19 protein-coding genes are annotated in these 24,649 nt (G+C 43.8%); 14 read left to right on the top strand and 5 right to left on the bottom strand.

Features of this window, described 5'->3' with window-relative positions; all coding sequences use genetic code 11:
* Window positions 1-115: 115 nt before the first annotated feature.
* The 8 genes from JMY05_RS06095 to JMY05_RS06060 all read left to right on the top strand — a co-directional run bounded on the left by JMY05_RS06095 (window position 116) and on the right by JMY05_RS06060 (window position 8,195).
* Window positions 116-1,261, top strand: coding sequence for a ParB/RepB/Spo0J family partition protein (locus tag JMY05_RS06095; RefSeq protein WP_201614498.1), 1,146 nt, complete (start codon window positions 116-118; stop codon window positions 1,259-1,261).
* A gap of 85 nt (window positions 1,262-1,346) precedes the next feature.
* Complete coding sequence (locus tag JMY05_RS06090) at window positions 1,347-2,081, top strand: MotA/TolQ/ExbB proton channel family protein (protein WP_045446040.1); 735 nt, start codon at window positions 1,347-1,349, stop codon at window positions 2,079-2,081.
* A gap of 100 nt (window positions 2,082-2,181) precedes the next feature.
* Window positions 2,182-2,613 carry an ExbD/TolR family protein gene (locus JMY05_RS06085; protein WP_025651795.1) on the top strand — a complete coding sequence of 144 codons (432 nt, stop codon included), beginning with the start codon at window positions 2,182-2,184 and terminating at the stop codon, window positions 2,611-2,613.
* Window positions 2,614-2,707: 94 nt separating this feature from the next.
* Window positions 2,708-4,495, top strand: coding sequence for a lipid A export permease/ATP-binding protein MsbA (msbA, locus tag JMY05_RS06080; protein ID WP_227678119.1), 1,788 nt, complete (start codon window positions 2,708-2,710; stop codon window positions 4,493-4,495).
* An 86-nt stretch (window positions 4,496-4,581) separates the two neighbouring features.
* Window positions 4,582-5,721: a tetraacyldisaccharide 4'-kinase gene (gene lpxK, locus JMY05_RS06075; RefSeq protein ID WP_045446043.1), complete on the top strand. Its 1,140-nt coding sequence runs from the start codon at window positions 4,582-4,584 to the stop codon at window positions 5,719-5,721.
* A gap of 37 nt (window positions 5,722-5,758) precedes the next feature.
* Window positions 5,759-6,571, top strand: a complete 813-nt coding sequence (gene kdsB, locus JMY05_RS06070; RefSeq protein ID WP_045446046.1) for a 3-deoxy-manno-octulosonate cytidylyltransferase — start codon at window positions 5,759-5,761, stop codon at window positions 6,569-6,571.
* Window positions 6,572-6,655: 84 nt separating this feature from the next.
* A complete protein-coding gene (locus JMY05_RS06065; protein ID WP_045446049.1) occupies window positions 6,656-7,792 on the top strand; it encodes a DNA polymerase III subunit delta' in 1,137 nt (378 codons plus the stop codon).
* 55 nt (window positions 7,793-7,847) lie between these two features.
* Window positions 7,848-8,195, top strand: a complete 348-nt coding sequence (locus JMY05_RS06060) for a PilZ domain-containing protein (protein WP_045446052.1) — start codon at window positions 7,848-7,850, stop codon at window positions 8,193-8,195.
* A 301-nt stretch (window positions 8,196-8,496) separates the two neighbouring features.
* Here the strand turns inward: JMY05_RS06060 and ppk2 are convergent, their stop codons facing one another.
* Together ppk2 and JMY05_RS06050 are read right to left on the bottom strand one after the other, a co-directional pair.
* Window positions 8,497-9,510, bottom strand: a complete 1,014-nt coding sequence (gene ppk2, locus JMY05_RS06055) for a polyphosphate kinase 2 (protein ID WP_228139068.1) — start codon at window positions 9,508-9,510, stop codon at window positions 8,497-8,499.
* A 248-nt stretch (window positions 9,511-9,758) separates the two neighbouring features.
* Complete coding sequence (locus tag JMY05_RS06050) at window positions 9,759-11,318, bottom strand: acetyl-CoA C-acetyltransferase (protein WP_201614496.1); 1,560 nt, start codon at window positions 11,316-11,318, stop codon at window positions 9,759-9,761.
* 577 nt (window positions 11,319-11,895) lie between these two features.
* Between JMY05_RS06050 and JMY05_RS06045 the strand changes: the two genes are divergently transcribed.
* From JMY05_RS06045 to JMY05_RS06030, 4 genes are all read left to right on the top strand, one after another.
* Window positions 11,896-13,296, top strand: a complete 1,401-nt coding sequence (locus JMY05_RS06045) for a 3-oxoacyl-ACP reductase (protein ID WP_045446055.1) — start codon at window positions 11,896-11,898, stop codon at window positions 13,294-13,296.
* A gap of 360 nt (window positions 13,297-13,656) precedes the next feature.
* Window positions 13,657-14,574, top strand: a complete 918-nt coding sequence (locus tag JMY05_RS06040) for a MaoC family dehydratase (RefSeq protein ID WP_045446066.1) — start codon at window positions 13,657-13,659, stop codon at window positions 14,572-14,574.
* A gap of 176 nt (window positions 14,575-14,750) precedes the next feature.
* Window positions 14,751-15,293 carry a beta-lactamase hydrolase domain-containing protein gene (locus JMY05_RS06035; RefSeq protein WP_045446069.1) on the top strand — a complete coding sequence of 181 codons (543 nt, stop codon included), beginning with the start codon at window positions 14,751-14,753 and terminating at the stop codon, window positions 15,291-15,293.
* A 426-nt stretch (window positions 15,294-15,719) separates the two neighbouring features.
* Window positions 15,720-17,135: an EstA family serine hydrolase gene (locus JMY05_RS06030; RefSeq protein WP_045446073.1), complete on the top strand. Its 1,416-nt coding sequence runs from the start codon at window positions 15,720-15,722 to the stop codon at window positions 17,133-17,135.
* An 18-nt stretch (window positions 17,136-17,153) separates the two neighbouring features.
* On the opposite strand, the gene JMY05_RS06025 is transcribed toward JMY05_RS06030, so the two are convergent.
* From JMY05_RS06025 to JMY05_RS06015, 3 genes are all read right to left on the bottom strand, one after another.
* Window positions 17,154-18,401: a cation:proton antiporter gene (locus tag JMY05_RS06025; RefSeq protein WP_045446076.1), complete on the bottom strand. Its 1,248-nt coding sequence runs from the start codon at window positions 18,399-18,401 to the stop codon at window positions 17,154-17,156.
* A gap of 209 nt (window positions 18,402-18,610) precedes the next feature.
* Window positions 18,611-20,497: a dihydroxy-acid dehydratase gene (gene ilvD / locus JMY05_RS06020; protein WP_045446079.1), complete on the bottom strand. Its 1,887-nt coding sequence runs from the start codon at window positions 20,495-20,497 to the stop codon at window positions 18,611-18,613.
* A gap of 205 nt (window positions 20,498-20,702) precedes the next feature.
* The gene (locus JMY05_RS06015) at window positions 20,703-21,464 is read right to left on the bottom strand and encodes a hypothetical protein (protein WP_227678118.1); all 762 of its coding nucleotides are present in this window, start codon (window positions 21,462-21,464) and stop codon (window positions 20,703-20,705) included.
* A 258-nt stretch (window positions 21,465-21,722) separates the two neighbouring features.
* Here JMY05_RS06015 and JMY05_RS06010 point away from each other — a divergent pair, with 258 nt between their 5' ends.
* Together JMY05_RS06010 and JMY05_RS06005 are read left to right on the top strand one after the other, a co-directional pair.
* On the top strand, window positions 21,723-22,163 hold the full coding sequence (locus JMY05_RS06010; RefSeq protein ID WP_045446082.1) for an HIT family protein: 441 nt from the start codon (window positions 21,723-21,725) through the stop codon (window positions 22,161-22,163).
* 320 nt (window positions 22,164-22,483) lie between these two features.
* On the top strand, window positions 22,484-24,529 hold the full coding sequence (locus tag JMY05_RS06005) for a BCCT family transporter (protein WP_045446085.1): 2,046 nt from the start codon (window positions 22,484-22,486) through the stop codon (window positions 24,527-24,529).
* The last annotated feature ends 120 nt before the right edge of the window (window positions 24,530-24,649 follow it).

Here is a 24,649-nt window from a genome sequence, read left to right as displayed (position 1 = left end):
GATAGACTGTAAGCACAAGCGTGCAAACAGATATTGAATATTGTATTTATGAGTAATGAGTAAGCTGTATTAATAATTATTTGGCTTTTATTTTAGCGTTAGAGGATAGGTAATCATGGCGAAGAAAAGAGGGTTGGCTGCCAATCGAGGCTTAGATGCCTTATTGGGGTCAATCAAAAAAGAAAAGCAAATCACCGCCTCTGCCTTGCAAGACGATATGGCGGCGCGTGAGAGTACTTTGCCAGCTGAAACGCTAAACGCTGATAGATTAAATATTAGCACGCCTGCTCAATCTGATAGTAATGAGACCAGTGAAAAACCAACGACCAAAGCTATCGCCTCTGACACCATGGCCAGTAGTCGTAGCACACGGTCGCCGCGTACGGTAAACAAAGGTACGGTTAATAAGAGTCGTGTTAATGGAACAGATGCCATTGCCTCTGAAGACCAAATCAGCTTGGTGCAAATAGATGTCACGCGTTTGCAAGCGGGTAAGTATCAGCCACGCCGTGATATGAGTGAAACGGCGCTTGCAGAGCTGGCGTCTTCGATTGAGCAGCACGGTGTCATGCAACCGATTGTTATCCGTCCGTTATTGGCCAATGAAGACAAGAGTGAAGCATTCGTTACCCATGAAATCATCGCTGGTGAGCGTCGCTGGCGTGCGGCAAAAATGGCAGGAAAATCTGTCATTCCAGCGATTGAACGTGCTTTATCTGATGAGCTTGCCATCGCACTGGCCTTGATTGAAAATATCCAGCGTGAGGACTTGTCTGTGATTGAGCAGGCCGCCGCATTACAACGCTTTCATACTGAATTTGGTATGAGTCATGCAATGATTGCCGAAGTCGTTGGCAAGGCGCGCACCACCGTATCAAACTTGCTACGTCTCAATCAGCTGCATGATACAGTCAAAGATCATTTGGCAAATAGCGCCCTAGATATGGGTCATGCGCGCACGCTCTTAGCATTATCCTCTGAGCAGCAGCCGATTATCGCGCAAAAAATTATCGACGGCGGTATGACGGTACGCGATGCTGAAAAGTTGGTTAAATCGATCTTGCAGCCTGCACCGAAAGCTAATCGTGCTGAGCAAACGCAATCTCGTGAGGTTGAGCGCTTGACGCAAAGACTGACAGATATGTTAGGGGCTGAAGTCAAACTCAAACACAAAAAAGATGGCCAGGGTAGTGTTGAGATATTTTTCCATAACCAAGATCAGTTAGCAGCTTTGATTAAGCACATAGAAGCACAGGCTTGATATCGCTAACGAGTTTGTCATGATGCTGTAAATTTAAGATATTTTGATAGCCGCTATTTTTATAAAAATATAAAAGAGAGTCAATATGTGGGAGTTGGTAAAAGCGGGTGGTTGGTTGATGACACCTATCGTGGTGTGCTCAATATTGGCATTGGTTATCATCATCGAGCGTAGTCATACCTTACAGTTTAATAAAGTTGCTCCGAGTAGATTGCGCGAACAGCTAATCACGCGCTTACGTGAGAATGGGGATATTGGTCGTACACAGTTGATGAATGTCAAAGAAAAAACACCTTTGGGAGATATTTTAGCGACAGGGCTGCTGTATCGTCAATATGGCTTAGATTCGATGACGATGCATATGCAAAACCGCGCTAGCGTACAAGTGCATCAGTTAGAAAAAAACATCAATATGCTTGGGACCATAGGAGCGATTGCGCCACTACTCGGTTTGTTAGGCACGGTGTTAGGCATTATTTCGTCATTTTTGGCGATTACCGATGGGGCGATGCAAGACCCAACGATGCTTGCTGCTGGTGTGTCACAAGCGTTGATTACGACTGCTGCTGGTATGATCGTGGCTATTCCAGCACTGGTTGCCTATCGTTATTTTCAGCGCCGTATTATCGATATTAATGCCCAGTTTGAGACGCAAGCGGGGCTAATGATTCAAGAGTTGTATGATTATCATTTGCTAGAAAATACGTCTACTGCTGGCTTGAATGTGCCTGCACATCGTGCGACATCGGCTGACGTTGTAGATCACGAGTATGCAGTGGATGGATTAAGCTCAAATAATGGTGTTGCCGTCACTTCTTAGTATTTATTTTTTAGCATTTATTTCTTAGTATTTGTGACTGTTCAGCAGGCTCTAATAATCCATCAAGCACATGAGTATTCAGTAAATTAAAGAGAGTGATATGCGCTTTAGAAAACCGACTGTTGAGCCGCTCGAAATTAACTTGACCCCGATGATTGACTGCTTGTTGTTTTTGATTGTGTTTTTGCTATTAGCAACGTCGTTTAATCATTTTAGTCGTTTAAATATTATTCTTCCTGAAGCTGAAGGTGTCGCGCTGACAGAAGAGAAAAACAGTATCGAAGTGGCAGTACAAGAAGATGGCAGTTATCTGGTGAACGGTATTACGCTTGCTAGTAGCAATGAGGCAGAGTTGACCAGTATGCTACAACAAGAAGCTGGTAGTAATCGTGACATGCTATTTGTTATTGCTGCGGATGCCAATGCCACCCATCAATCGGTTGTGCGAGTGATGGATATTGCGGGTAAACTGGGATTTTTGAATCTTAATATCAGTACGGTCGTGCCACTTGGTCAGCCGTTACCGCAGTAGCCTATAGCTACTTTAATGCCATTGATAGATGCTCTTATAAAACTGTGATTTTAACGCAGTCCATTCATATGATGACCCCCAAATTGAGGCTTTTATGAGCCAAGCATATCAACCTGACTCTGCAAAAACTGCTGCTAAAAAACTATCAGCAGAGCCGTCAAACATACCTAAACATAAGACCTTGCTGCGTTTGCTGAGTTATTTAAAACCATACTGGTGGGCATTAATGCTTACTGTGTTGGGCTTTGCGATTAATGCGGCGACAGAGATTTGGATTGCCAAATTACTTCAATACATCACCGATGCCATTAATCAGAACGATCAAAGCAAACAGGATTTATTTCCATTATTGATCATTGGTCTGTTTTTTGTCCGCGGTGTTGGTAGCTTTTTGGGTAATTATTATTCTGCTCTGGTCTCACGTAATTTGGTATATGAGCTGCGAGTGGAAGTCTTTAATAAATTGCTTCGTCTGCCAAGCTCTTTTTACTTAGCCAATCCTGCTGGTACCATTTCATCCAAGCTGATATTTGATGTTGAGCAAGTCACCGCCGCTAGTACAGACTCTATGAAGACGCTACTGCGGGATGGTTTGACAGTCGTCGCCTTGATAGGTTTCTTGCTTTATAGCAATTGGCGTTTGACGTTAATTTTATTCGTTGTGCTACCGCCAATATTGTGGCTTATTCGCATCGCCTCAAAGCGTTATCTAAAGTTGTCTAAGGGTATTCAAGAGACGATGGGTGATGTCAGCCATATTACCAATGAAGTGATTGGTGGCTATCAGGTTGTCAAAAACTATGGCGGTCAAGCATACGAAGCCGCACGCTTCGATAAAACATCGAAAAAGAACTTACGCCAAGGCATGAAGGTCGTGGTGACCAACAGTATCAATACGCCAGCAGTACAGCTGCTAATGGCTGTCGCCATGTCAGTTGTGGTTTGGCTCGCACTACGCCCATCGGTGATAGACAATATCTCAGCGGGTGAGTTTATCTCATATATCGCGGCTGCAGGTTTGCTCAGCAAGCCGGTACGCTCATTGACTGACATCAATCAAAAACTACAAAAAGGTATCGCGGCAGGTGAGTCGATTTTTGCCTTGTTGGATGAGCCAGAAGAAACAGATACTGGTGTGCTTAGCCCTACTTTGACGGGCGAAATCAAGCTGGATAATGTCAGCCTGATTTATCCTGACTCAACGGTCGCTTTGCGTGACTTTACGTTAGATGTAAGAGCGGGTGAGACGGTTGCATTGGTAGGGCGAAGTGGTGCTGGTAAGTCATCTTTAGTAAATTTATTGACGCGCACCTTGTCGACCTCTTCTGGGCAAATTACCTTGGATGGTATACCGATTGAAGACATTAAGCTTGAGAGCTTACGGGCGCAGATTGCGATGGTCAATCAACAAGTAGTCCTGTTCAATACCACGGTATTTAACAATATTGCTTATGGTGGCTTAGCCAATAAAACCCAAGCGGAGGTTGAGCGTGCCGCAAAAGATGCCTTTGCTCATGATTTTATTATGAAAATGCCAAACGGCTATCAAAGTGAAATTGGTGCTGAAGGTTTGCAGCTGTCTGGCGGGCAGCGTCAGCGCTTATCGATTGCTCGTGCGCTATTAAAAGATGCGCCGATTTTAATTTTAGATGAAGCAACCAGTGCGTTAGACAATGAATCAGAGTATTACATTCAGCAAGCGCTTGATAATGTGATGAAAGATCGTACCACGTTAGTCATTGCACATCGACTGACCACCATTGAATCAGCCGATCGTATCGCCGTGTTAGACAGCGGTCAAATCGTCGAGTTGGGCACGCACGATGAGCTTATGCAATTGCAAGGTCATTATGCGCAAATGTATGAACGCGACTTTGAATAAAATTATTGGACTATTCTTTGAGCAGCTTTGACGTTCAAATCGTGCTAAGTTAAAGTTTAGCTGAATAGGTAAGTGGTCAAATTATCATGAGTATTGAAACGACAGTGACGCGTGCCTGGCAACGTCAAGCCGCTTGGCTATGGCTATTGCTACCTATTAGTTGGTTGTACGGACTTATCACCACGCTGCGTCGTCAAGCTTATAAAGCTGGGCTGTTAGCAAGTTATCGTGCGCCTGTTCCCGTTATGGTGATCGGCAATATTAGCGTGGGCGGTAGTGGCAAAACACCATTGATTATTGCCTTGGTTGATTATCTAAAAGAACATGGAGTAAAGGTAGGGGTTATCAGCCGTGGTTACGGTGGCGACACCAGTCAAATGCCCGCTTTGGTCGATGCCGCCAGTTTGCCCAACGTGGTAGGGGATGAGCCTTGTTTGATTGTCAATATGACAAATGCACCCATGGCAGTATGTCCTGATCGTAAGCAGGCGATTATAACCTTGTTAGCTGCCCATCCTGACTTGCAATTTATTATTGCCGACGACGGCTTGCAGCATTATGCACTGCAACGTGACATTGAATGGATTGTGGTCGATTCAGCACGAGGCTTTGGTAATCAGCAACTCCTGCCAACAGGGTTTTTACGTGAGCCCATGTCGCGGTTGCAGGGTGCAACTGTCATCTACCATGAACCACTAACAACAGATTCAGTGGACAACGACAAAGATAACAGCAATCTGTACCGAGCCAATCATTTGACGATGCACTTAGAGGCGGATGCTCTGCAACTCTTATGGCAACCTACTTTATCTTATTCTCAAATTGATATGCCTAAAAAAGGTTGTAGAGTGCATGCGGTGAGCGGTATTGGTTATCCGCAGCGGTTTTTTGATACTTTAAGTTCGCTGGGCTTCGATGTCGTTGGACATGCTTATCCTGATCATTATGATTTTGAGTTGGCGGAATTATTGCTGTATACCGAATATCCAATCGTAGTAACCAGTAAAGATGCGGTAAAAATAAGAGCGTTGCTATCGAAAGCCACTACTGATAAAGCGCTAAATGACGAGTATCAAACGCTGATAAACAGACTATGGGTGCTGCCAGTAACTGCTGAACTCTCTGACAGCTGTTATGATAATCTGCAGCAGCAGCTAAAAAAGCTAGGTATTGATATCGCAAATAATGACAATACCAATAACAGTACCAAAGCAAATAATAGATGATGCTTTAAACCGTATAAAAATTGCTATAGGAAACCCCATGTCGTCAGTGATTATGCCCGCCAAAACTCATATTGTTATCCCTGCTCGTTTTAAGAGCACGCGGCTACCTGGCAAGCCATTACTAGAGATACATGGTAAGCCGATGATTCTTTGGGTTGCTGAAAAGGCGCAAACAGCGCACTTCGCTGATGATATGTGTATTGCCACGGATGATGACGATATTGCCAAGATATGCATAGATGCAGGGTTTGATGTGGTGATGACCAGTAGCGAGCATGCTTCAGGCACTGACCGTTTGGCAGAAGTTGCCGCCATCAAAGGGTGGGCTGACCATGATATCGTGGTCAATATGCAAGGTGATGAACCGTTGGTACCGCCGCTATTATTAGAGCAGGTGAAGGCGCTGTTGGTAGCAGACAATGACAGCGTGATGGCGACTTTGTGTGAGTCTATCGACGACTATGAGACCTTTATGCGTCCATCAGTGGTCAAGGTTGTCAGTCAACACTCTAATGACTTGCAGCGAGCGCTATATTTTAGTCGAGCGCCCATTCCTTGTGATCGTGATGTCGTATTGTCCAATGATGGTCATAGAAACCCACCAAAAAATGCTTATCGTCATTTAGGGTTATATGCTTATCGCGTCCGTTTATTACAGCAGTTTGTGCATTGGCCGCAAACGCCACTTGAGAGACTTGAGAGCCTAGAGCAGTTACGCGTTTTAGAAAATGGAGCGCAGATTGCTATTGCAGTTGCCGCTTGTCATCTACCTGCAGGGGTCGATACCCAAGAAGATTTAGACCGCTTAAATGCCATGAGTTTGACTGAATTTCAGAACCCCATTGGATGAATAGCCTAAGCAAAAATATTTCACCTAAAGCGTCATGAATACGCTATATCCTGAATAATCAAGCGAAGTGATAGGACGTTAGCTATGAGTGATAAGACGCAAAATACAGGCACAATGGATACTACAGACTACATATATTTTGCCGCGTTATTGCCATGGCAGCAAAATCTATGGTCGCAATTGACCAAGCGAGTTTTGACATCACAGCAATCTTTGCCACATGCACTATTAGCTGCTGGTATGCAAGGTATGGGCAAACGGGCTTTTGTATGGCGTTTGGTCGCTTGGCTATTATGCCGTGAGCGTGATAGCCATCCCACAGGGGCTTGCGGCGCCTGTGAAAGTTGCCAATGGCTAAGATCTGGCACGCATCCAAGCTTACAGGTATTGCCACTGATCAGTATGCCGATCAGTGCAGACAATGCTGATAATAAAGAGAAATTAAGTAACGCTGCAAAGGATAAAAAATCACCCAAAACAGCCAATAACAGTGCTTTTAAGATTAAAGTGGATGATATCCGTAACTTGCAGCCTTTTATCTACCAAGGTGGTCAAGGAATGCGTATCTGTGTGTTAGACCATGCAGAGCAAATGACGATTGCCGCGGCCAACGCGCTACTCAAAACCTTGGAAGAACCACAAGTTCAAGTCCATTTATTTTTGATCAGCGATACTCCAGCACAATTACTGCCCACTATTAAAAGTCGAGTGCAGCAGTTGCCATTACAGACCATTCAGCCTGTGATCGCCGTTGACTATGTGACACAGGCACTTGGCTCTACGGTCAATCGTGAAGCGGTCGGAACGGCTGCGATTGAGCAGCTTATCCAATTGGCAAATGGCGCACCTTTGGCAGCAATAGCCATGGCACAAGCGCCATGGTATAGCAAACGTGCATTATGGTTGACGACGTGGCAGGCATTGCGTAGTGGTAAACGTAGTAGTGTGGCAGCCAGTGACTATTGGCAAAACCAACTGATTATCACGGAATTTATTCAGCTTTCTGAGCTGATGCTACTTGATATGCGCCGTGTTTGCTTAGGGCTTAATGAGCTTCAAAAAGACGTCAATCTATCCGCTGCCTTAGAAAAATATCCACCTGATAATAATGGTCTAGCACTTTTTTCTAATAGCTTACAGCAGACAAAAATCGCCCTACAACAAAATGTGCAAGAAAAATTTGCCTATGATAAGCTAATGCAAGAATTGGCTTGTTTATAAGAAAATCTGCCTTGATAGCAAATAAAAATACCAAACTTAATGAAGGAAGCTGACTATGGCCATGCCAGGACGCGGCGGGATATTAACCTGCCACATTGAAAATATCGAAATGTTATATGCCAGCTACTTGTCCTTTGTCAGTAATGGCGCATTATTTGTGCCATCCAATGACGCTCAGCAGCTAGGTAACGAGGTATTTATCGCCATCACTTTACCCAATTCTAGCGAGCGTTTGCCTATGAATGGCAAAGTGGTTTGGATTAACGCCAAAACGCAAGGTGGTCGACCGGCAGGTTTTGCGGTACAGATTGGAACTGATATTGCAGGTCAAAGAATTAAAAACGAAGTTGAGCGATTATTGGCGGGTAAAATAGATGGTTTGCAGTCCACGTATACCATGTAATTATTTATTGTACTTATAATGGTTTTGATAAGTATTAGACGACTATTTTTAAATAAACAGTATAGAAAAAGCCACCTTATATATCGATAAGGTGGCTTTTTTTTATGAGCATAAGACTAGGGCGTGTCCTCATTTTAAAAATAGTGATAAAAATTGCCGTCAAACAATGAAGGTAATGCAAATAATATCGAGATATCAATAAGCTGTTTGACGATGTTTGGCAAAATGTAACCATTTTTAGCCAATTTAGAGGACAATCGATTGAACTGAGGTCACGGCCTACGTAAAACCACCATATCTTTTAATAGCGCGGTGGCACATACATATCATCTGGAATAGGCTCACGGTAGTATTCGTCATCACGTTTACGATCGGGTAATTCTACCTCATCACGTGGCACTTCCTTATAAGGAATTTGTTCGAGTAGATGAGCAATACAGTTTAGCCTTGCGCGTTTTTTATTGTTACCTTCAACCACCCACCAAGGTGCTTCAGGGATATGCGTTCGCTCAAACATGGTCTCTTTAGCCTTGGTATAGTCTTCCCAACGGCGGCGTGATTGTAAGTCCATGGCTGAAAGCTTCCATTGCTTGAGTGGGTCATGAATACGGCTCATAAAGCGTGAATGCTGCTCATCATCAGTGATCGAAAACCAGTACTTCACCAAGCGAATACCTGAGCGGACTAGCATGCGTTCAAACTCAGGCACCGACTGAAAAAATTCTTCATACTGTGCATCGGTACAAAAACCCATCACACGCTCAACCCCCACACGGTTATACCAACTGCGGTCAAACAGCACAATTTCACCAGCAGCAGGTAAATGGGCAACATAACGCTGAAAATACCATTGTGATTGCTCACGTTCTGTCGGTGCAGGTAGGGCAGCCACTCGACACACACGAGGGTTTAAGCGCTGCGTGATACGCTTGATAGCGCCACCCTTACCCGCCGAGTCACGACCTTCAAATATGACGACGATACGCTCACCGCGATCAACGACCCAGTCTTGTAACTTAATTAGCTCGCGCTGTAGCCTTACCAACTCTTGAAAGTACATACGACGATCAAGTCTTTCTTGCTCACTCATTTCGCGCCCATCAAAACGAAAATCACGCACATAATCATCTATCTCGTTTTCTAGCTCTTCATCATAAGTATCGATGAGGTCTTCGTGCATCTTACGACGCAACTGATCATTAAAAACCTCCTTATCCATACGCTCGATAAAACTGTGTTGCTCAGGTGAGCTAAGTTCCTGACGCTCTTGTGGCGTGAGGGATTTGGGATTGATGGACGAAGGTATCTTACCCATAAAAAACTCCTAATCAGTGTTGTTATGATTTTTATTGGTTATCCTCTTACTTTAGCATAACTACCGATAGAGCTATGCGTTGGCTACGTTTCATTATTGTGTTGTTAGCAAGACCATGACTAACATCCAGTTTTGAGTAGTGAATGGGCATAAAAAAGCACCCTCTAATCCATCGATTAAAGAGTGCTTTACAGTATTAATGCCAACTATTGACTGATAATACCAATCAAATAATAGCAGTCAAAGAGTTATTTCTCTAAGATACAAGTCACGCCCTGACCACCAGCTGCACAGATAGAGATTAGTGCACGACCTGAGCCTTTTTGATCCAATAGCTTCGCTGCAGTGGCTAGGATACGACCACCCGTTGCGGCAAATGGATGACCCGCAGCTAACGACGAGCCATTAACGTTTAGCTTGTTACGATCGATAGAGCCTAGTGGTGTATCTAGTCCTAGGCGCTCTTCACAGAATTTTTCATCTTCCCAAGCAGCTAGTGTTGATAACACTTGTGATGCAAAGGCTTCATGGATTTCATAAAAATCGAAATCTTGTAGTGTTAGACCTGCACGCTCAAGCATACGCGGTACGGCATAAGCAGGTGCCATTAATAGGCCTTCTGTGGTGCCAGATTTACCAATGAAATCAACGGCGGCCGTTTCTTGATGAACGATATAAGCCAATGGCTTAAGACCACGCTCTTTTGCCCACTCATCGGTTCCTAGTAGGACACAAGAGGCACCATCCGTTAATGGTGTAGAGTTGGCTGCTGTCATCGTTGGGTTGGCGTTCTTTCTACCAAACACAGGCTTTAATTTAGCCAGTTTTTCCAAAGTGGTATCAGGGCGCAAGTTGTTATCGCGCGTCAGACCTTTGTATGGAGTGATTAGGTCGTCAAAGAATCCTTCATCATAAGCGCGCGCTAGGTTTTGATGACTGTTAAAAGCAAGCTCATCTTGTGCTTCGCGGCTGATATTCCACTCAAGTGTGGTGATGGCTTGATGGTCGCCCATTGATAGACCAGTGCGTGGTTCACCGTTTTGTGGCGAATCGATTAAGTCTTTTGGATTTAGCCCCATTAACGCTTTTAGGCGTTGTTTGTTGTCTTTAGCCGCGCCCAGTTTGATCAGTACTTTACGTAGACCATCACCAATCGCGATCGGTGCATCAGAGGTCGTGTCTACGCCGCCAGTGATGGCTGAGTCGATAAGACCCAGTGCGATTTTATTGGCAGAAGCAAAAGTCGCTTGCAAGCCAGTACCGCAAGCTTGTGAGATATCGTAAGTTGGCGTATGTGGGTTGAGCGCTGTGTTAAGCGTGGCTTCGCGAGTTAGGTTGATGTCACGGCTTAGTTTCATGACGGCACCAGATACCACTTCACCCAACACTTCGTCTTGTAGATTATAGCGTTCAATCAAGCCATCTAATGCAGCTGTCAACATGTCGGTGTTGCTAACGTCAGCGTATGAACCGTTCGAGCGTGCAAATGGAATACGGTTGCCACCTAAGATAGCCACACGATTTTGACCAGCAACGGCTTTGGTTTTGCTGGTTTTTTTGGCAGCAGATGCTGGCTTTTTCGTAGTAGAATCTGGTGATTTATCATTTGCTTCTGTGGTGCTAGAAGACTCTTTATTACTAGAAGACTCTTTATTAGACGTGTCTGTTGCTGTCGTGCTTTTAGCTTTTTTAACAGCCGTTTCTGTTTTACCGTTTTCTGATTTATTATCAGTAGATTTTGACGCACTGGCTTTTACCACTGTACTTTCAACAACAGGGCTATCAGGGTGATTGTTTTTATTACTCATAATATTATCCTTAAAAAATATGGGCAGAAGAAAAGAGGGTAACAATAGTAAAGCTAATAATAAAAATGATTATATTAAGTAATTCAATAATCGAAAATAAACAAGAAGCAAATATTATCACTTATTACGCAGCATAACTGTTTATGATAAGACGTTTTTACGACCTTACTGTATATCTTTGGCAAACTATGTGACGCTTATCTAAGGTCGGTATCAGCTTTGAAAGACATCAATATGACTTTCGTAGACTGGCTAGTATCAATTATTGGCATTGCATAACGATAGATTTGATAATATATTGTTATCGATAATTGCATTTGCTATAACTTATAGGTCTGATTTTAGCACAATGTGGTGATTTTTAAATCCAGAAAAAGTGACCGTCTTGTATACTGAGTTGTTTACAGATTGTTGTAGACATTATCGGTTTTTGGACTTGTTTAAGATGGCAGTGTATAGTTAGGCCAGCTTTAGACTCATTTACTAAATATCAATAATTATGAGGTTGTTGAGTCTATATAATAGGCACATTACATTTATTACTATTATTCTAACCGTTCGTTATAGGGATTATATTATGTCAGACCGTTATGGTGATTTTGTTCAGTCTTCTATTGGCAAAAAAGTGGCCAAAAATTTGGGTTTACCGTTACCTGTTACCCTTGATCGCTTCGAAAGCGGTGAGCCTTTAGTACGTGGTAGCGTATTGGTTGGTCGTGCTAATGGCGATGATAAAAGCGTCAGTGAGTCTGTTGCGCGAATTTTGTCAGACGTACATGCTGATGTTTATGTAAACAGCAGTGATGATATCAAAGATGCCCTTGCTGATGCAGGCGTGGAAGCAAAAGCCAATACGGGCGGCGATGATAAATTTAAAGTTTTGTTTTTTGATGCCAGCAATATTAGCAATGCCGATCAATTAAAAGAAGTGTATGAGTTCTTCCATACTGTGGCTCGTCGTGTAGAAAAGTCTGGTCGCGTCATTATTATTGGTCGCCCACCAGAGAATATCACTGACATTGATACAGCTTTGGCTCAGCGTGCGCTTGAAGGCTTTGTAAAGTCTGTCGGTAAAGAGTTCAAACGCGGTATTACTGCACAGCTTATTTATGTGGAAGACGGCGCAGAGCAAAATCTAGATTCGACTTTACGCTTTTTCACCTCAGCTCGTTCAGCTTATGTCTCAGGACAAGTCGTACGCGTTAGTAAGGGTAGCAATGTCGATGTCGATTGGACACAGCCTCTTGGCGGTAAAACCATGCTGGTAACTGGCGCAAGCCGCGGTATTGGTGAAGCAATTGCTCGTGTATTGGCTCGCGAAGGCGCTCACGTTATCTGCCTTGATGTACCGCAGCAGCAAGCAGACCTACAAAAAGTCGCTAGCGAAATTAGTGGCTCAGTATTGACCGTCGACATCACCAGTGATGACGCTGGCAAACAAATCGCCGAAGCTGCACAAAAGCGTGGCGGATTAGATTCAATCATCCATAATGCTGGCGTCACTCGTGATAAGACATTGGCAAACATGGACGAGAAAAAGTGGGACATGGTTATCGATATTAACCTAGCTAGTATTGCTAGGCTGAACCGCTATTTACTAGACAACGACGTATTAAAAGACAATGCACGTATCGTTTGTGTGTCATCGATTTCAGGTATCGCTGGCAACTTGGGTCAAACCAACTATGCTACCTCTAAAGCAGGGGTGATTGGTTTGGTGAATGCCACTGCCAAGCAGTTAGAAGACAACGCCAAAGGCATGACGATCAACGCTGTTGCTCCAGGGTTTATTGAAACGCAAATGACCGAAGCCATTCCATTTGCTATTCGTGAAGCGGGTCGCCGTATGAACTCTATGAGCCAAGGCGGCTTGCCAGTAGACGTGGCTGAGACCATCGCATGGTTTGCATCCCCTGCTTCTGGTGGCTTAAATGGCAACATCGTTCGCGTTTGTGGTCAAAGCTTATTGGGTGCTTAATATTACTTTATAAGTAAGTGTCAATTATAAGTAAGTGTAAATGATGATTTAGATAATGATAAATGGTTGATATTAATCAGTATTTTTAATTTTCCTCACATATACTTACGAAAAAATTGCTCATAAATCGTAATAAAGCTGCCCAAGGGTGGCTTTTTTATGATAAAAACACAGAGAACCAGTAGCCAAATTGTTTTTTGCTGTGAGAGTTGCTTACATTGTCTAAAACCACGCCTATTGATTGTGCCTAATTTAGGCATAATACTGGTGGCATTGCTCAATGATAGGCTGTAACCACTAATGTCATAGCATCTTTAGATACACCAAGAAAATTTGCTCAAGCCCCACTTAGGATTTATTATGTCAGACAAACATTATGATGCGTTGCCGAAAGCGCATACGACCTATGCCAATATCGTTAAAAGTTTATTGCCTATTGGTAATAACGGCAAAATCAGTAAAGACCAATTGCCGCAAGCGACTTACTATGTGGACGATTTGCACATTGACCAAAGTAACTTAAACGATTATCGTAAAATTTGTGGTTTTGCAGATAATGGCAAAGTACCTATTACTTACTTTTCAGTGCTGTCTCAAACGCTGCAAATGAATATGATGGTCAAAGAGCCATTTCCATTTGCTATGTTGGGTCTAGTGCACGTCGATAATAGTGTGACTCAGTATCGTCCTATCGGTGAGCGTGAAACGGTTGCTATGTCAGTCACCTTTGATAATTTGCGTGACCATGCTCAGGGTCAGCAGTTTGATTTTGTGACGACGGTCAAGTCAGAAGATAAGGTGATTTGGGAAGGTACTTCGACGTATCTGTCACGCAGCAAAAAACCAATCAGCAGCAAAGACAAAAAAAGCACTCCACGTCCAATAACGGTCAAGCCATCAGTCAACCCAGAAGGCGTGCATAGTATCTTTGAAGTGCCAGAAGATATCGGTCGTCGTTATGCTTTTGTTTCAGGTGACTTTAACCTCATTCATCTCCATCCATTATCTGCGCGTGCGTTTGGCTTTCCTAAAGCGATTGCTCATGGCATGTGGTCAAAGGCCAAATGCCTTGCTATGATGGACGAGTTGCCGGATGCTTGTACGGTTGATGTGTCATTTAAACTGCCTATCTTTTTGCCAGCCGAAGTAGAGCTTATCGCTGATCCGGTGGCTGCACTTGAAGACACAGACGATACCTGTGAGTTTGGCTTATTTAGCTCTAAAAATGACAAGCCGCATTTGGCAGGTACGGTTAAATTACAGAGTGGCCATGAGTAAAAGCCAGTAGAACGACTGTCATTTAACTAAAAAATATCTCAATATGGTCGATTCATGATAGAAAAGTGATAGCGCTAACCTCGCTTGAAGTATTGCTTATACATCGACACGCGGTTGCTTTGTACTTATTTTAACTGGAATTGACCATAGTCAATATAACGAACAAATTTATAATTATGACTTCACATACCGCCGTACCAAACTCAGATCAACTGAATCATTCAGTAGCTATTGACACAGTATCGAATGCTGGCAATAACGTTTTAGACAATGGCGTTGATCTTAGTACTATTCTTGAGCCTTATTTTCGTCCTGATGACACTACCATTGTATGCGGTGCACTCGATGACGAAAAAGTGGTTGCCTTAGCGAAAGCTGGGGTTGAGCTAGTGATTAACTTACAGCCAGATGATGAATTGAGCTTTGATGAGGCCGCAGCGGTCGAGCGAGCTGGCATGCACTATGAGCATCTGCCTATTAATGGTGCTGTAGACTTAAAGCAGCTTAATATATTGGCATTTGATAATATATTGCGCCAACATCATGGCAAAAAAACGGCAGTGCATTGTGGCTCAGGCAATAGAGTGGGTGCCGCAATGGCGCTACGCGCAGGATGGTTACGTGGACGTAAAATGGACACCGCTATGGAACGTGGGCGCAGTCATGGATTAACGAAGCTTGAGCAAGAAGTTCATAATCGTCTGTTGGTACCGCGCTAAGACATAAAGATGACAACGTATTATTAAGCAGCATTGCATGACAGAGAGGCGACCACTAGGTTGCCTTTTTTATTAAGGCGCGTTGTTATTTTTAAAATGAGGATAAAAGTTCTAGGGCGTGTCCTCAATTCAATCGACTACTTTCTAAATGGGCTAAAAATAGCTAAATTTTGCCAAACATCGTCAAATAGCTTCTTAATATCTCGATATTGTTTGCGCTACTTTCCTTGTTTGACGGCAATTTATCTCATTTTTATCACCATTTTTAAAATGAGGACACGCCCTAAGCAAACGAAAAAATAACTTGCTAATATTGAACAGTTACGCCTTAGCAAATAATGTATTTTTTATCATATGAACACTTAATATTAAGGGCTAAATAGTTCTTACCGTTTAGCTGTTTTATAGAAATGGAGCAGGGTAGCCATGATCGACAATAATAATAAAACCACACAGATTTTTGATCAACAGATAAATCTAACGTTGCAACAACGTTTGCAGCAAATACTCACCGACTTACAGCTTGATGATGCACCAGCTGGTGGTGCTGTGGTTGTTTATCTGGCAGGAGAATGCATTGCACAGGCGAGTGTGGGGATGGTACGCCCAGAGATGCCATGGCAGCCTGATACTTTGGCGATTAATTTTTCGACGGGTAAAGGTGTATTGGCGACGCTTGTACATATATTGGTTTCGCAGCAGATGCTTGATTATGACCAGCCTATTGCCCATTATTGGCCTGCATTTTCTGCACAGAATAAAGGGAATATTACGCTACGTAGCGTGATGTCGCATCAAGCCAACTTATTCTCAATTCAGAGTATCGTTGCGGATAGCGAAACTTTGCTTGATTGGGATCAAATGCTCAATAAAGTTGCTGCCATGCCAATCACAGCACCAGACCATGGCGAGTTATATGACAGCGCTTATAGTGCTCTGGTCTATGGTTGGGTGTTGGGCGGTCTGATAGAAGCCGTTACTGAAATGTCTTTAGCTGAGGCATTGCGCCATTATCTCACTGAGCCTTTAGGTATTGCTGATAGTTGCTATTTTGGTGTACCAGAGAATAAAGTCAACCAAGTAGCAAGACTGGCCAAAGACTTCGAAACATCAAATGAGGCTGGCTCACAACTGCGTAATAAACGTCATAAACCAACGCTAAAAGCCGACTCACAAAGTACTTTACGTACTTATGCTAGTCTGCCTAGTTATGCTTGCTGGCAGCAGCAAGCTTTAATGGATGGCAAAGCGGCAGACCTAAGGTCAGATGATGAGCAAAACACTTTACCGATACTAGACACGGCTCATATTAATCGTTTGTACTTCAATACCAGTCAGCTTAATCTAAAAAATTATAAGGCAGCACTCATACCTGCTGGCAAACAAGCGATCGATTATCACAGTCGTGAGACACTACAGGCCATTATTCCAGCAGCAAATGGTGTCGCTTCAGCTCAGGCATTGGCCACCATCTATGCCATGTTAGCCAATGGCGGAACATGGCAAGGACACACGTTTATTAATAGCGCCACTTTTGAGCAACTATCCAAACCGCAAGTCACAGGGCTAGATGCTGTTATGCCAGCAAACATGGATTGGCGCTTGGGTTATCATCGGTTATTTAGTCTTTGTCAGCATACAGACAGTGAAGAAGTTGATGTAAACAAGCAAGGATTTGGGCATATGGGCTATAACGGTTCGGTTGCTTGGTGTGACCAAGAGCGTCAGTTGTCATTTGCCTTTATCCATAATTTTGACACCACGATGCTGAATGATGTCCGTCAGTTTGCACTAACGGAAGCGGTACTTAACTTAGTCGATTCAGAGCTTTCAAAACGCTAGATAGCTCTATCAATAAGGTTAATGTGATTTATTCGGCGTCATTTTAAGCAACCTTGTGGCGCTAAGACCATGGATAAAGATTGACGCCAAAATGACAATTGAACAGACGACCCACAGTTTAAGCGCATCTTCATCACCGAAAAAACCTTGGTTGAGCGCATAAGATAAATAGTATAGCGTACCAATACCACGGATGCCCAAAGCAGAGATGGCATATTTTTCAGTGTGTGGTAGGTTTAGTCCTGATAAAGCAATAAACCCACCAATGGGACGTATCAACAAGAGGAAGGTGAAGCTGACGATGTAAACACGCCATGTTAGCTCAACGCCCGACTGCAATCCTTGACCAAGAAACATGCCGAAAGTGACCAGCACTAGAGACATGAGTAAGCCTTCTGATTGTTCTGCAAAATCATGGAGCTTGTGGTGATAGCTGTGCTCATGCTCTGAGCGGCGAAAGGCAAATGCCGCGATAAATACGGCGATAAACCCATAACTATGTACAAATTCGGCAAGTCCATAAGCCACTAACGTTAGCGCAATGACCACATAGCCTTGAGAAATAGTGGTGTTTTGGCCGTATTTTGAAAATACCAGCTTAGCCATAATTTTACCAACGAAAATCCCCACCACCAGCCCAGCACCAATTTTCCATAAGACATCATGAGTGAACCATGACCAGAGCATCTCGAGAGTAAAGGAATTTCCTTGGCTAAAAGCTTCCGCTATTTTTATGGCCAAATAAACAAATGGGAAAGCCAGTCCGTCATTCAATCCTGCTTCTGACGTTAATGTAAAGCGAGGTGTGTCTTCGCGACCTGTATTGGGTGGCCCTACTTGAATACTAGAAGCCAATACGGGATCGGTTGGAGCCAGTACTGCGCCCAGCAATATAGCAGCTCCCAGACTGAGACCAAATGCATAGTAGCCTAGCACCGCCATCGCAAAGATGCCAATCGGCATGGTAATAAGCAACAGACGCACGGTCGGTCGCCACAATTGCCAAGACAGCTTCGTATCAATTTTGATACCAGCACCAACCAAGGATACGAGCACCACAATTTCGGTTAATTTTTCGATAATTAAGCCGTTATTCATAGGGTCTAAAAATGATAAGGTCGTCCACCAGTACCCCATCAGCAGCCCAAAGCTAACCTGCAACATAGGCAAAGAGATAGGCGTGCGCTTAAATATAATGGGGAACAACGCCCCCAGTAAAAAAGCGATACCGCAGACCAATAAAAATAAATTGTAGTTTTCAATCATAAGGTAGGTGCACGCTGTTATGTTTATCTTAAAAAGTTAGAGTGAGGCCATATTTACTAGTCCATTATAATGACGCTAAAAAATAATTATTACCGCAAAAAATCGTTATCAAAACGACATATGCGTTGTTTTTTGGTGAAAAAAAAGCCTGCATAGCGCAGGCTTAATAGATTTTTACCAATATACTTTAACGATTAATAGTTTAAGGCTTAGCGCTCAACTTGACTCACGTCACGTACCGCACCGGTATCGGCACTGGTAGTCATGGCAGCATAGGCACGTAGCGCAGGGGTCACATGACGGTCACGGCTTACAGGCTTCCACGCATCGCGGCCACGAGCTTCCATCGCCTCGCGGCGAGTGGCCAAATCGGCATCACTGACTTGCATGTTAATCGTACGATTAGGAATGTCGATATGGATGGTATCGCCTTCTTCAACCAAACCAATCGCACCACCCTCAGCTGCTTCTGGGCTGGCATGACCGATTGATAGGCCTGAGGTACCACCAGAGAAACGACCATCGGTGAGTAGGGCACACTCTTTACCCAAGCCTTTAGACTTAAGGTAAGTCGTTGGATAGAGCATCTCTTGCATACCAGGGCCGCCTTTAGGACCTTCGTAGCGGATGATAACCACATCACCTGCCACGATCTCGTCAGCCAATACTGCAGCGACAGCATCATCTTGCGATTCAAATAGACGAGCACGACCAGTAAATACTAGGATGCTGTCATCCACACCTGCGGTTTTGACTACACAGCCACGCTCAGCGATATTGCCATACAATACGGCCAAACCACCATCTGTAGAATAGGCATGTTGGGCACTACGGATGCAACCTGACTCACGGTTGACGTCGAGGTTTGACCATTCTTTTGATTGTGAAAATGCCTCAGTGGTACGTATGCCACCCGGTGCTGCAAGGAAGCGTGCGCGAGCCTCTTGATTATCAGGGTTCATGATATCCCACTTATCAATAGCGGCTTTCATCGTTGGACTATGTATGGTCGGCACGTCAGTTTTGAGTAATCCAGCACGATCAAGCTCGGCCAATAACGCAAAGACACCGCCAGCACGATGCACATCTTCCATGTGGTATTTTTGCGAGGCAGGGGCGACTTTTGCAAGGCAAGGTACACCGCGACTTAGACGATCGATATCTGACATTTTGAAATCGACTTCTGCTTCGTTAGCAGCCGCTAACAGATGCAAAATAGTATTGGTTGAGCCGCCCATGGCGATATCTAAGGTCATCGCGTTTTCAAAAGCCGCTTTGCTAGCGATGGAGCGTGGCAATACTGAGTCATCATCTTGCTCATAGCGACGTTTGGCAAGAGAGACAATGGTGCGTCCTGCTTCTAAAAATAGCTCACGACGCAGCGAATGGGTGGCGAGTAACGAGCCATTACCCGGTAATGCCAAGCCCAACGCTTCGGTCAAGCAGTTCATTGAGTTAGCAGTAAACATACCAGAGCACGAACCACAAGTTGGGCAGGCAGAGGCTTCGATAGCGGCTACATCTTCATCACTAATGCTGTCGTCAGCAGCGTCCATCATGGCATCGACAAGATCAAGCTTACGAATCGCACTACTGTCACTACCATCGGTATTATGGCTCTTACCAACTGTGCTGGCTAAAATCTTGCCCGCTTCCATTGGGCCACCTGAAATAAACACTACTGGAATATTTAGGCGCATGGCTGCCATCAACATACCCGGCGTGATTTTATCGCAGTTAGAGATACACACTAGCGCATCCGCACAGTGAGCATTGACCATGTATTCTACAGAGTCAGCAATTAGGTCGCGGCTGGGTAGCGAATACAACATGCCGCTATGACCCATGGCAATACCATCATCGACTGCAATGGTGTTGAACTCTTTAGCCACGCCGCCTGCTTGTTCAATTTCACGTGCGACCAGTTGCCCCAAGTCTTTTAAATGCACATGGCCGGGTACGAACTGGGTAAATGAGTTGGCAATCGCAATGATTGGTTTACCAAAGTCGCCATCAGTCATGCCAGTTGCACGCCATAATGCGCGCGCGCCTGCCATATTACGGCCGCCAGTAGAGGTTTTTGAGCGATAATCCATGTGATATTCCTTACAAATAGGCGAGGTTTGTGAAAATGTGCACCCTCAATTTTAATATTGATAGTGTGCTTTTTATAAAATGCGAGGACTAGTGAATAATACTAGGTCGTTACCATACCATTAGATATGAGTCACTGAAAACTATTCATTGATAATGCCAAGTCAATAGTAGTCATAACATCGTAAGTATTTGGAAGATAAGGTGTTATTCGACGCGCTCTACTATCGCCGCCTCGAACCAAGGTAGCTCTATTTTGTCCGCTTCCAATTTAGCGATAACCACTAACGCATGAGTCGCTGGCAAGCATTGATAATCAGCGTTTGCTTCAATACGAAGTAGTTGCTCATTGCCTTCAGCTTGTTCATCTATACTGATTAAGGTTTGCTTATTATTTTTGTAGAGTACATCGATACGACCAAAAAACTGCCAATCTTTAAAAGCGGCTGTAATAGCATCTGCTTCATTCTGGGTATAAAGCTGTTGGGTGTCTTTGCCTGTATTGGTCCAATGCAAGCGTACGGCTAACTGCAACGCTTCGCTAAAAACCACCAATGACCCCACGATTTTGACATGCCAAGGGCTGGTGATTAGTGCTTCGTTAATACCAATCAGCTTGGCTGCTTCATGAGCGCTCATGGGCGTATTGAACTGTGACAGGAGGGCAGGTGTGAGCGGATTTGCTTGCTTAATCGCATCATTTAAACTGTCGTAATGATATAAAAACGGTAGTGGTAAATCCTGTGTGACCGTCTTTTTAGTGATTTTGCAATTGTGTATCTTCCAACCAATCGTCTTGTCGCTCAGTGCTTCGGCCAGAATGAGCGCGTTAGGCTCAATGCTTTGAGTGGGGGCTTGAGTCTCATTTTCAGTCTCAGCGCTGCTTGGTTGTTTTTCATTATTGAATACAGAGCCAGCTGTGACAGACGTTTGCGCTGCTTGAGCAGGTTCTGTGTAAATGTTACTCATATTTGATTGAGTCGGCAAAGTAGACGAATCCATAAACGTAGCGTTGTTAAAGTAGAGGGTTAATATAACATTTAAAGCGCCTGACTCGCCAACCAAATTGGTGAGCTATCGTGATTAGCTTATGTATCGCTAATTTTCAATAACGAGTGCTATCGCAACTTGTGCTTAAACGACATTTCGTCCACTATATTACAGGCTATTCCATCCCTTCTAAAAGCTGTCGAGCAACCAATAATCAAACAAGTAAAGGAAAAAACAATGACCCAAGCCAATGAGCAAGCCGCGTATGACGATAACAATATCTTTGCCAAAATGCTAAACGGTGACATCCCATATCACAAAGTCTATGAAGATGATAAAACCCTTGCCTTTATGGATATCATGCCACAAGCAGAGGGGCATGTGCTGGTGATTCCTAAGCAAAAAGCCGTTGATTTGGCGGACCTTGAACCAGAGTATGCCGCCGCGGTGTTAATGACCGCTAAAAAAGTCATGCAAGCACAGCGTCAAGTATTTGCGCGTGAAGGTATTATTCAGATGCAATTAAATGGTAGCGAGGCGGGTCAAACCGTTTTTCATTATCACGTGCATCTCATTCCATCGAGTATTCATGAGCTCGGTCGACATGCAGTGACCCAAGCTGCTCACACAGAACTGGCTGAAACGGCAAAGCAACTTGCTGCTGCCATTACTGTTTAATAATAAAAAAAAAGAGATGTTTATCGAATTAACAAGCAAAACGTAAATTGTTCCAGAATAAAATAAAAAGGTCGCTAACAAGCGGCCTTTTTTATTACTTGGTAATAGTCATGTAACAATCGTTAAAGTCATGTTACAAGTTGGGTGCTTGTCTGGGGTTTTTGCAAATAGTGTGATAAAAATTGTATTTATTTAATAATAACTGATGCATTTTCGCCTTTGTGAGTCACTTTTTATAAAAAAGGCACTGCTCCTTCTGATTATTAATCTTGATATCGAAGATTATTTTTCATTGCTACTTTTTGGGGATATCACTTTCTATGAGTAAATTACCTCGCTCCACTATTTTGTTGCCAGTTTTTGTACCGGCAGCAGCGATTATGCTGTTATTGGTGATCGGCACAGCCATCAACCCTGACGCTGCTGGCGAGCTGTTCAGCAAAGTTTTGGCATTTACGACTGACACTTTCGGCTGGTTTTATATGTTGGCAGTCGCCATATTTTTGATGTTTATCATCGCCTTGGCATTTTCGCCTTATGGCAGTATTAAATTGGGCCCTGACCATGCGGAGGCTGAGTATAAGTTTCTGGAATGGTTTGCCATGCTTTTTTCCGCAGGCTACGGTATCGCGCTATTGTTTTATGGCGTAGCAGAGCCCGTATTGCATTTTGCCAGTCCGCCACTTTCCACGCCGCAGACGATTGAAGCTGCTAAAGAAGCCATGCAAATTGCCTATTTTCATTGGGGTTTTCATATTTGGGCGATTTATGGTGTAGTAGGTTTGTCGCTGGCGTATTTCTCTTTTCGTCATGGCTTGCCATTGTCGGTACGCTCAACGCTATATCCATTAATCGGTGACAAAATCTATGGCCCTATCGGACATACTGTTGATGTGTTTGCGATCGTGGGTACGATGTTTGGTATCGCCACCAGTTTGGGTCTATCGGTGGCGCAAATTAATGCAGGACTAAATTATTTGCTACCAGAGATGGTGCCAGTTAATACGACCGTGCAGGTTATTATCATTGCTTTAGTAACAGCAGCTGCCTTGGTGTCCGTGTTGGCAGGTATGGACAAAGGCGTCAAGCGCTTGTCTATCTTAAATATGGTATTGGCAACGGCACTCATGCTATTTGTCTTTATCGTTGGTCCGTCGATCTTTATTCTCAATGCTTTCATGGAAAACACGGGCAGCTATCTGGGCAATATCGTTGAGCGTACTTTTAGCTTGCAAGCGTATCAATCGAGTGATTGGATCGGTAGTTGGACACTATTTATTTTTGCATGGACGATTGCTTGGGCGCCTTTTGTGGGTCTGTTCATTGCCAAAATCAGTCGCGGTCGCACCATTCGTGAGTTTGTATTGGGCGTCATGTTAGTGCCAACGCTATTTACCTTCTTTTGGTTTTCGGTGTTTGGCGATACGGCACTACATATGATTATGGTCGATGGTTACGACGCGCTGATTAGCGAAGTGCAAAACAACCAAGCGATTGCCTTATTTAAATTGCTAGAGAATTTACCATTTACGCAGATTGTCTCATCATTGACAGTACTGTTAATTATTACCTTTTTTGTCACGTCATCGGACTCAGGGTCATTAGTGATTGACTCGCTCGCCGCAGGTGGACGTAGTGATACGCCTTGGTGGCAGCGCTCGTTTTGGGTGGTCACCGAGGGGGCGGTCGCGGCGGTTCTACTTATCGCAGGCGGTCTAAGTGCACTACAAACAGCGGCTATCGTTAGTGCTTTGCCGTTTGCAATCATTATATTGATTTCGACATTTGGTATGTGGCGCGCGCTACGTATTGAAGGACATCGCAATCAAAGCCTAGCCAATGACAATCATTTGCCGCCGCATCTACTTAAGCTTGACGCATGGCGTGATCGTATTGACTATATCACCAATCAACCAACGCGAGATAAAGTGCTGGGTTATATCAAAGGTACGGTTTTATCATCGATGCATGAGGTGGCAGAGAAGTTTGCCGAAACAGGCTGGTTGCCTGATGTAAATTATGATGAGGTCAATAACCGTGCTGTATTGGAATTAAGACGCGGTGATAATGTAGAATTCTGGTATGAAGTTCGTTTGTCAGAGCATGAAATTCCTGACTATTATACGGAAGATATGGCCAATGAATTATTACAAGAGCACCATCATCGTGCTGAGGTGTATTTGCGCCGTGGTGGTCAAACCTATGATTTATATGGCTATCAATCAGAGTCGGTGATTAACGATATTATTGATCAGTTCGAAAAATATCTACACTTCTTAAATGTGTCGCCAGATAGTTTGCCGTGGCGTATGCAGGAGCATGATGATGACATCACACTAGAGCAGGGCAGTGTGTTTGATAAGTAAGGGTGCACTGTTGAAAGAGTCGTGTTTCTTAATGCAAGTTATTCATGTTAATAGCTTGCATTATGCGTACGATTCCTTAGAATAACGGCTTGTTTTTATTATCTTATTTTAATTAATGGC

The organism is Psychrobacter sp. JCM 18902 (assembly GCF_904846615.1).
Taxonomy (GTDB): domain Bacteria; phylum Pseudomonadota; class Gammaproteobacteria; order Pseudomonadales; family Moraxellaceae; genus Psychrobacter.
Note: the sequence above shows the minus strand (reverse complement) of the source record. Positions and strands in the feature narration are given on the sequence as shown.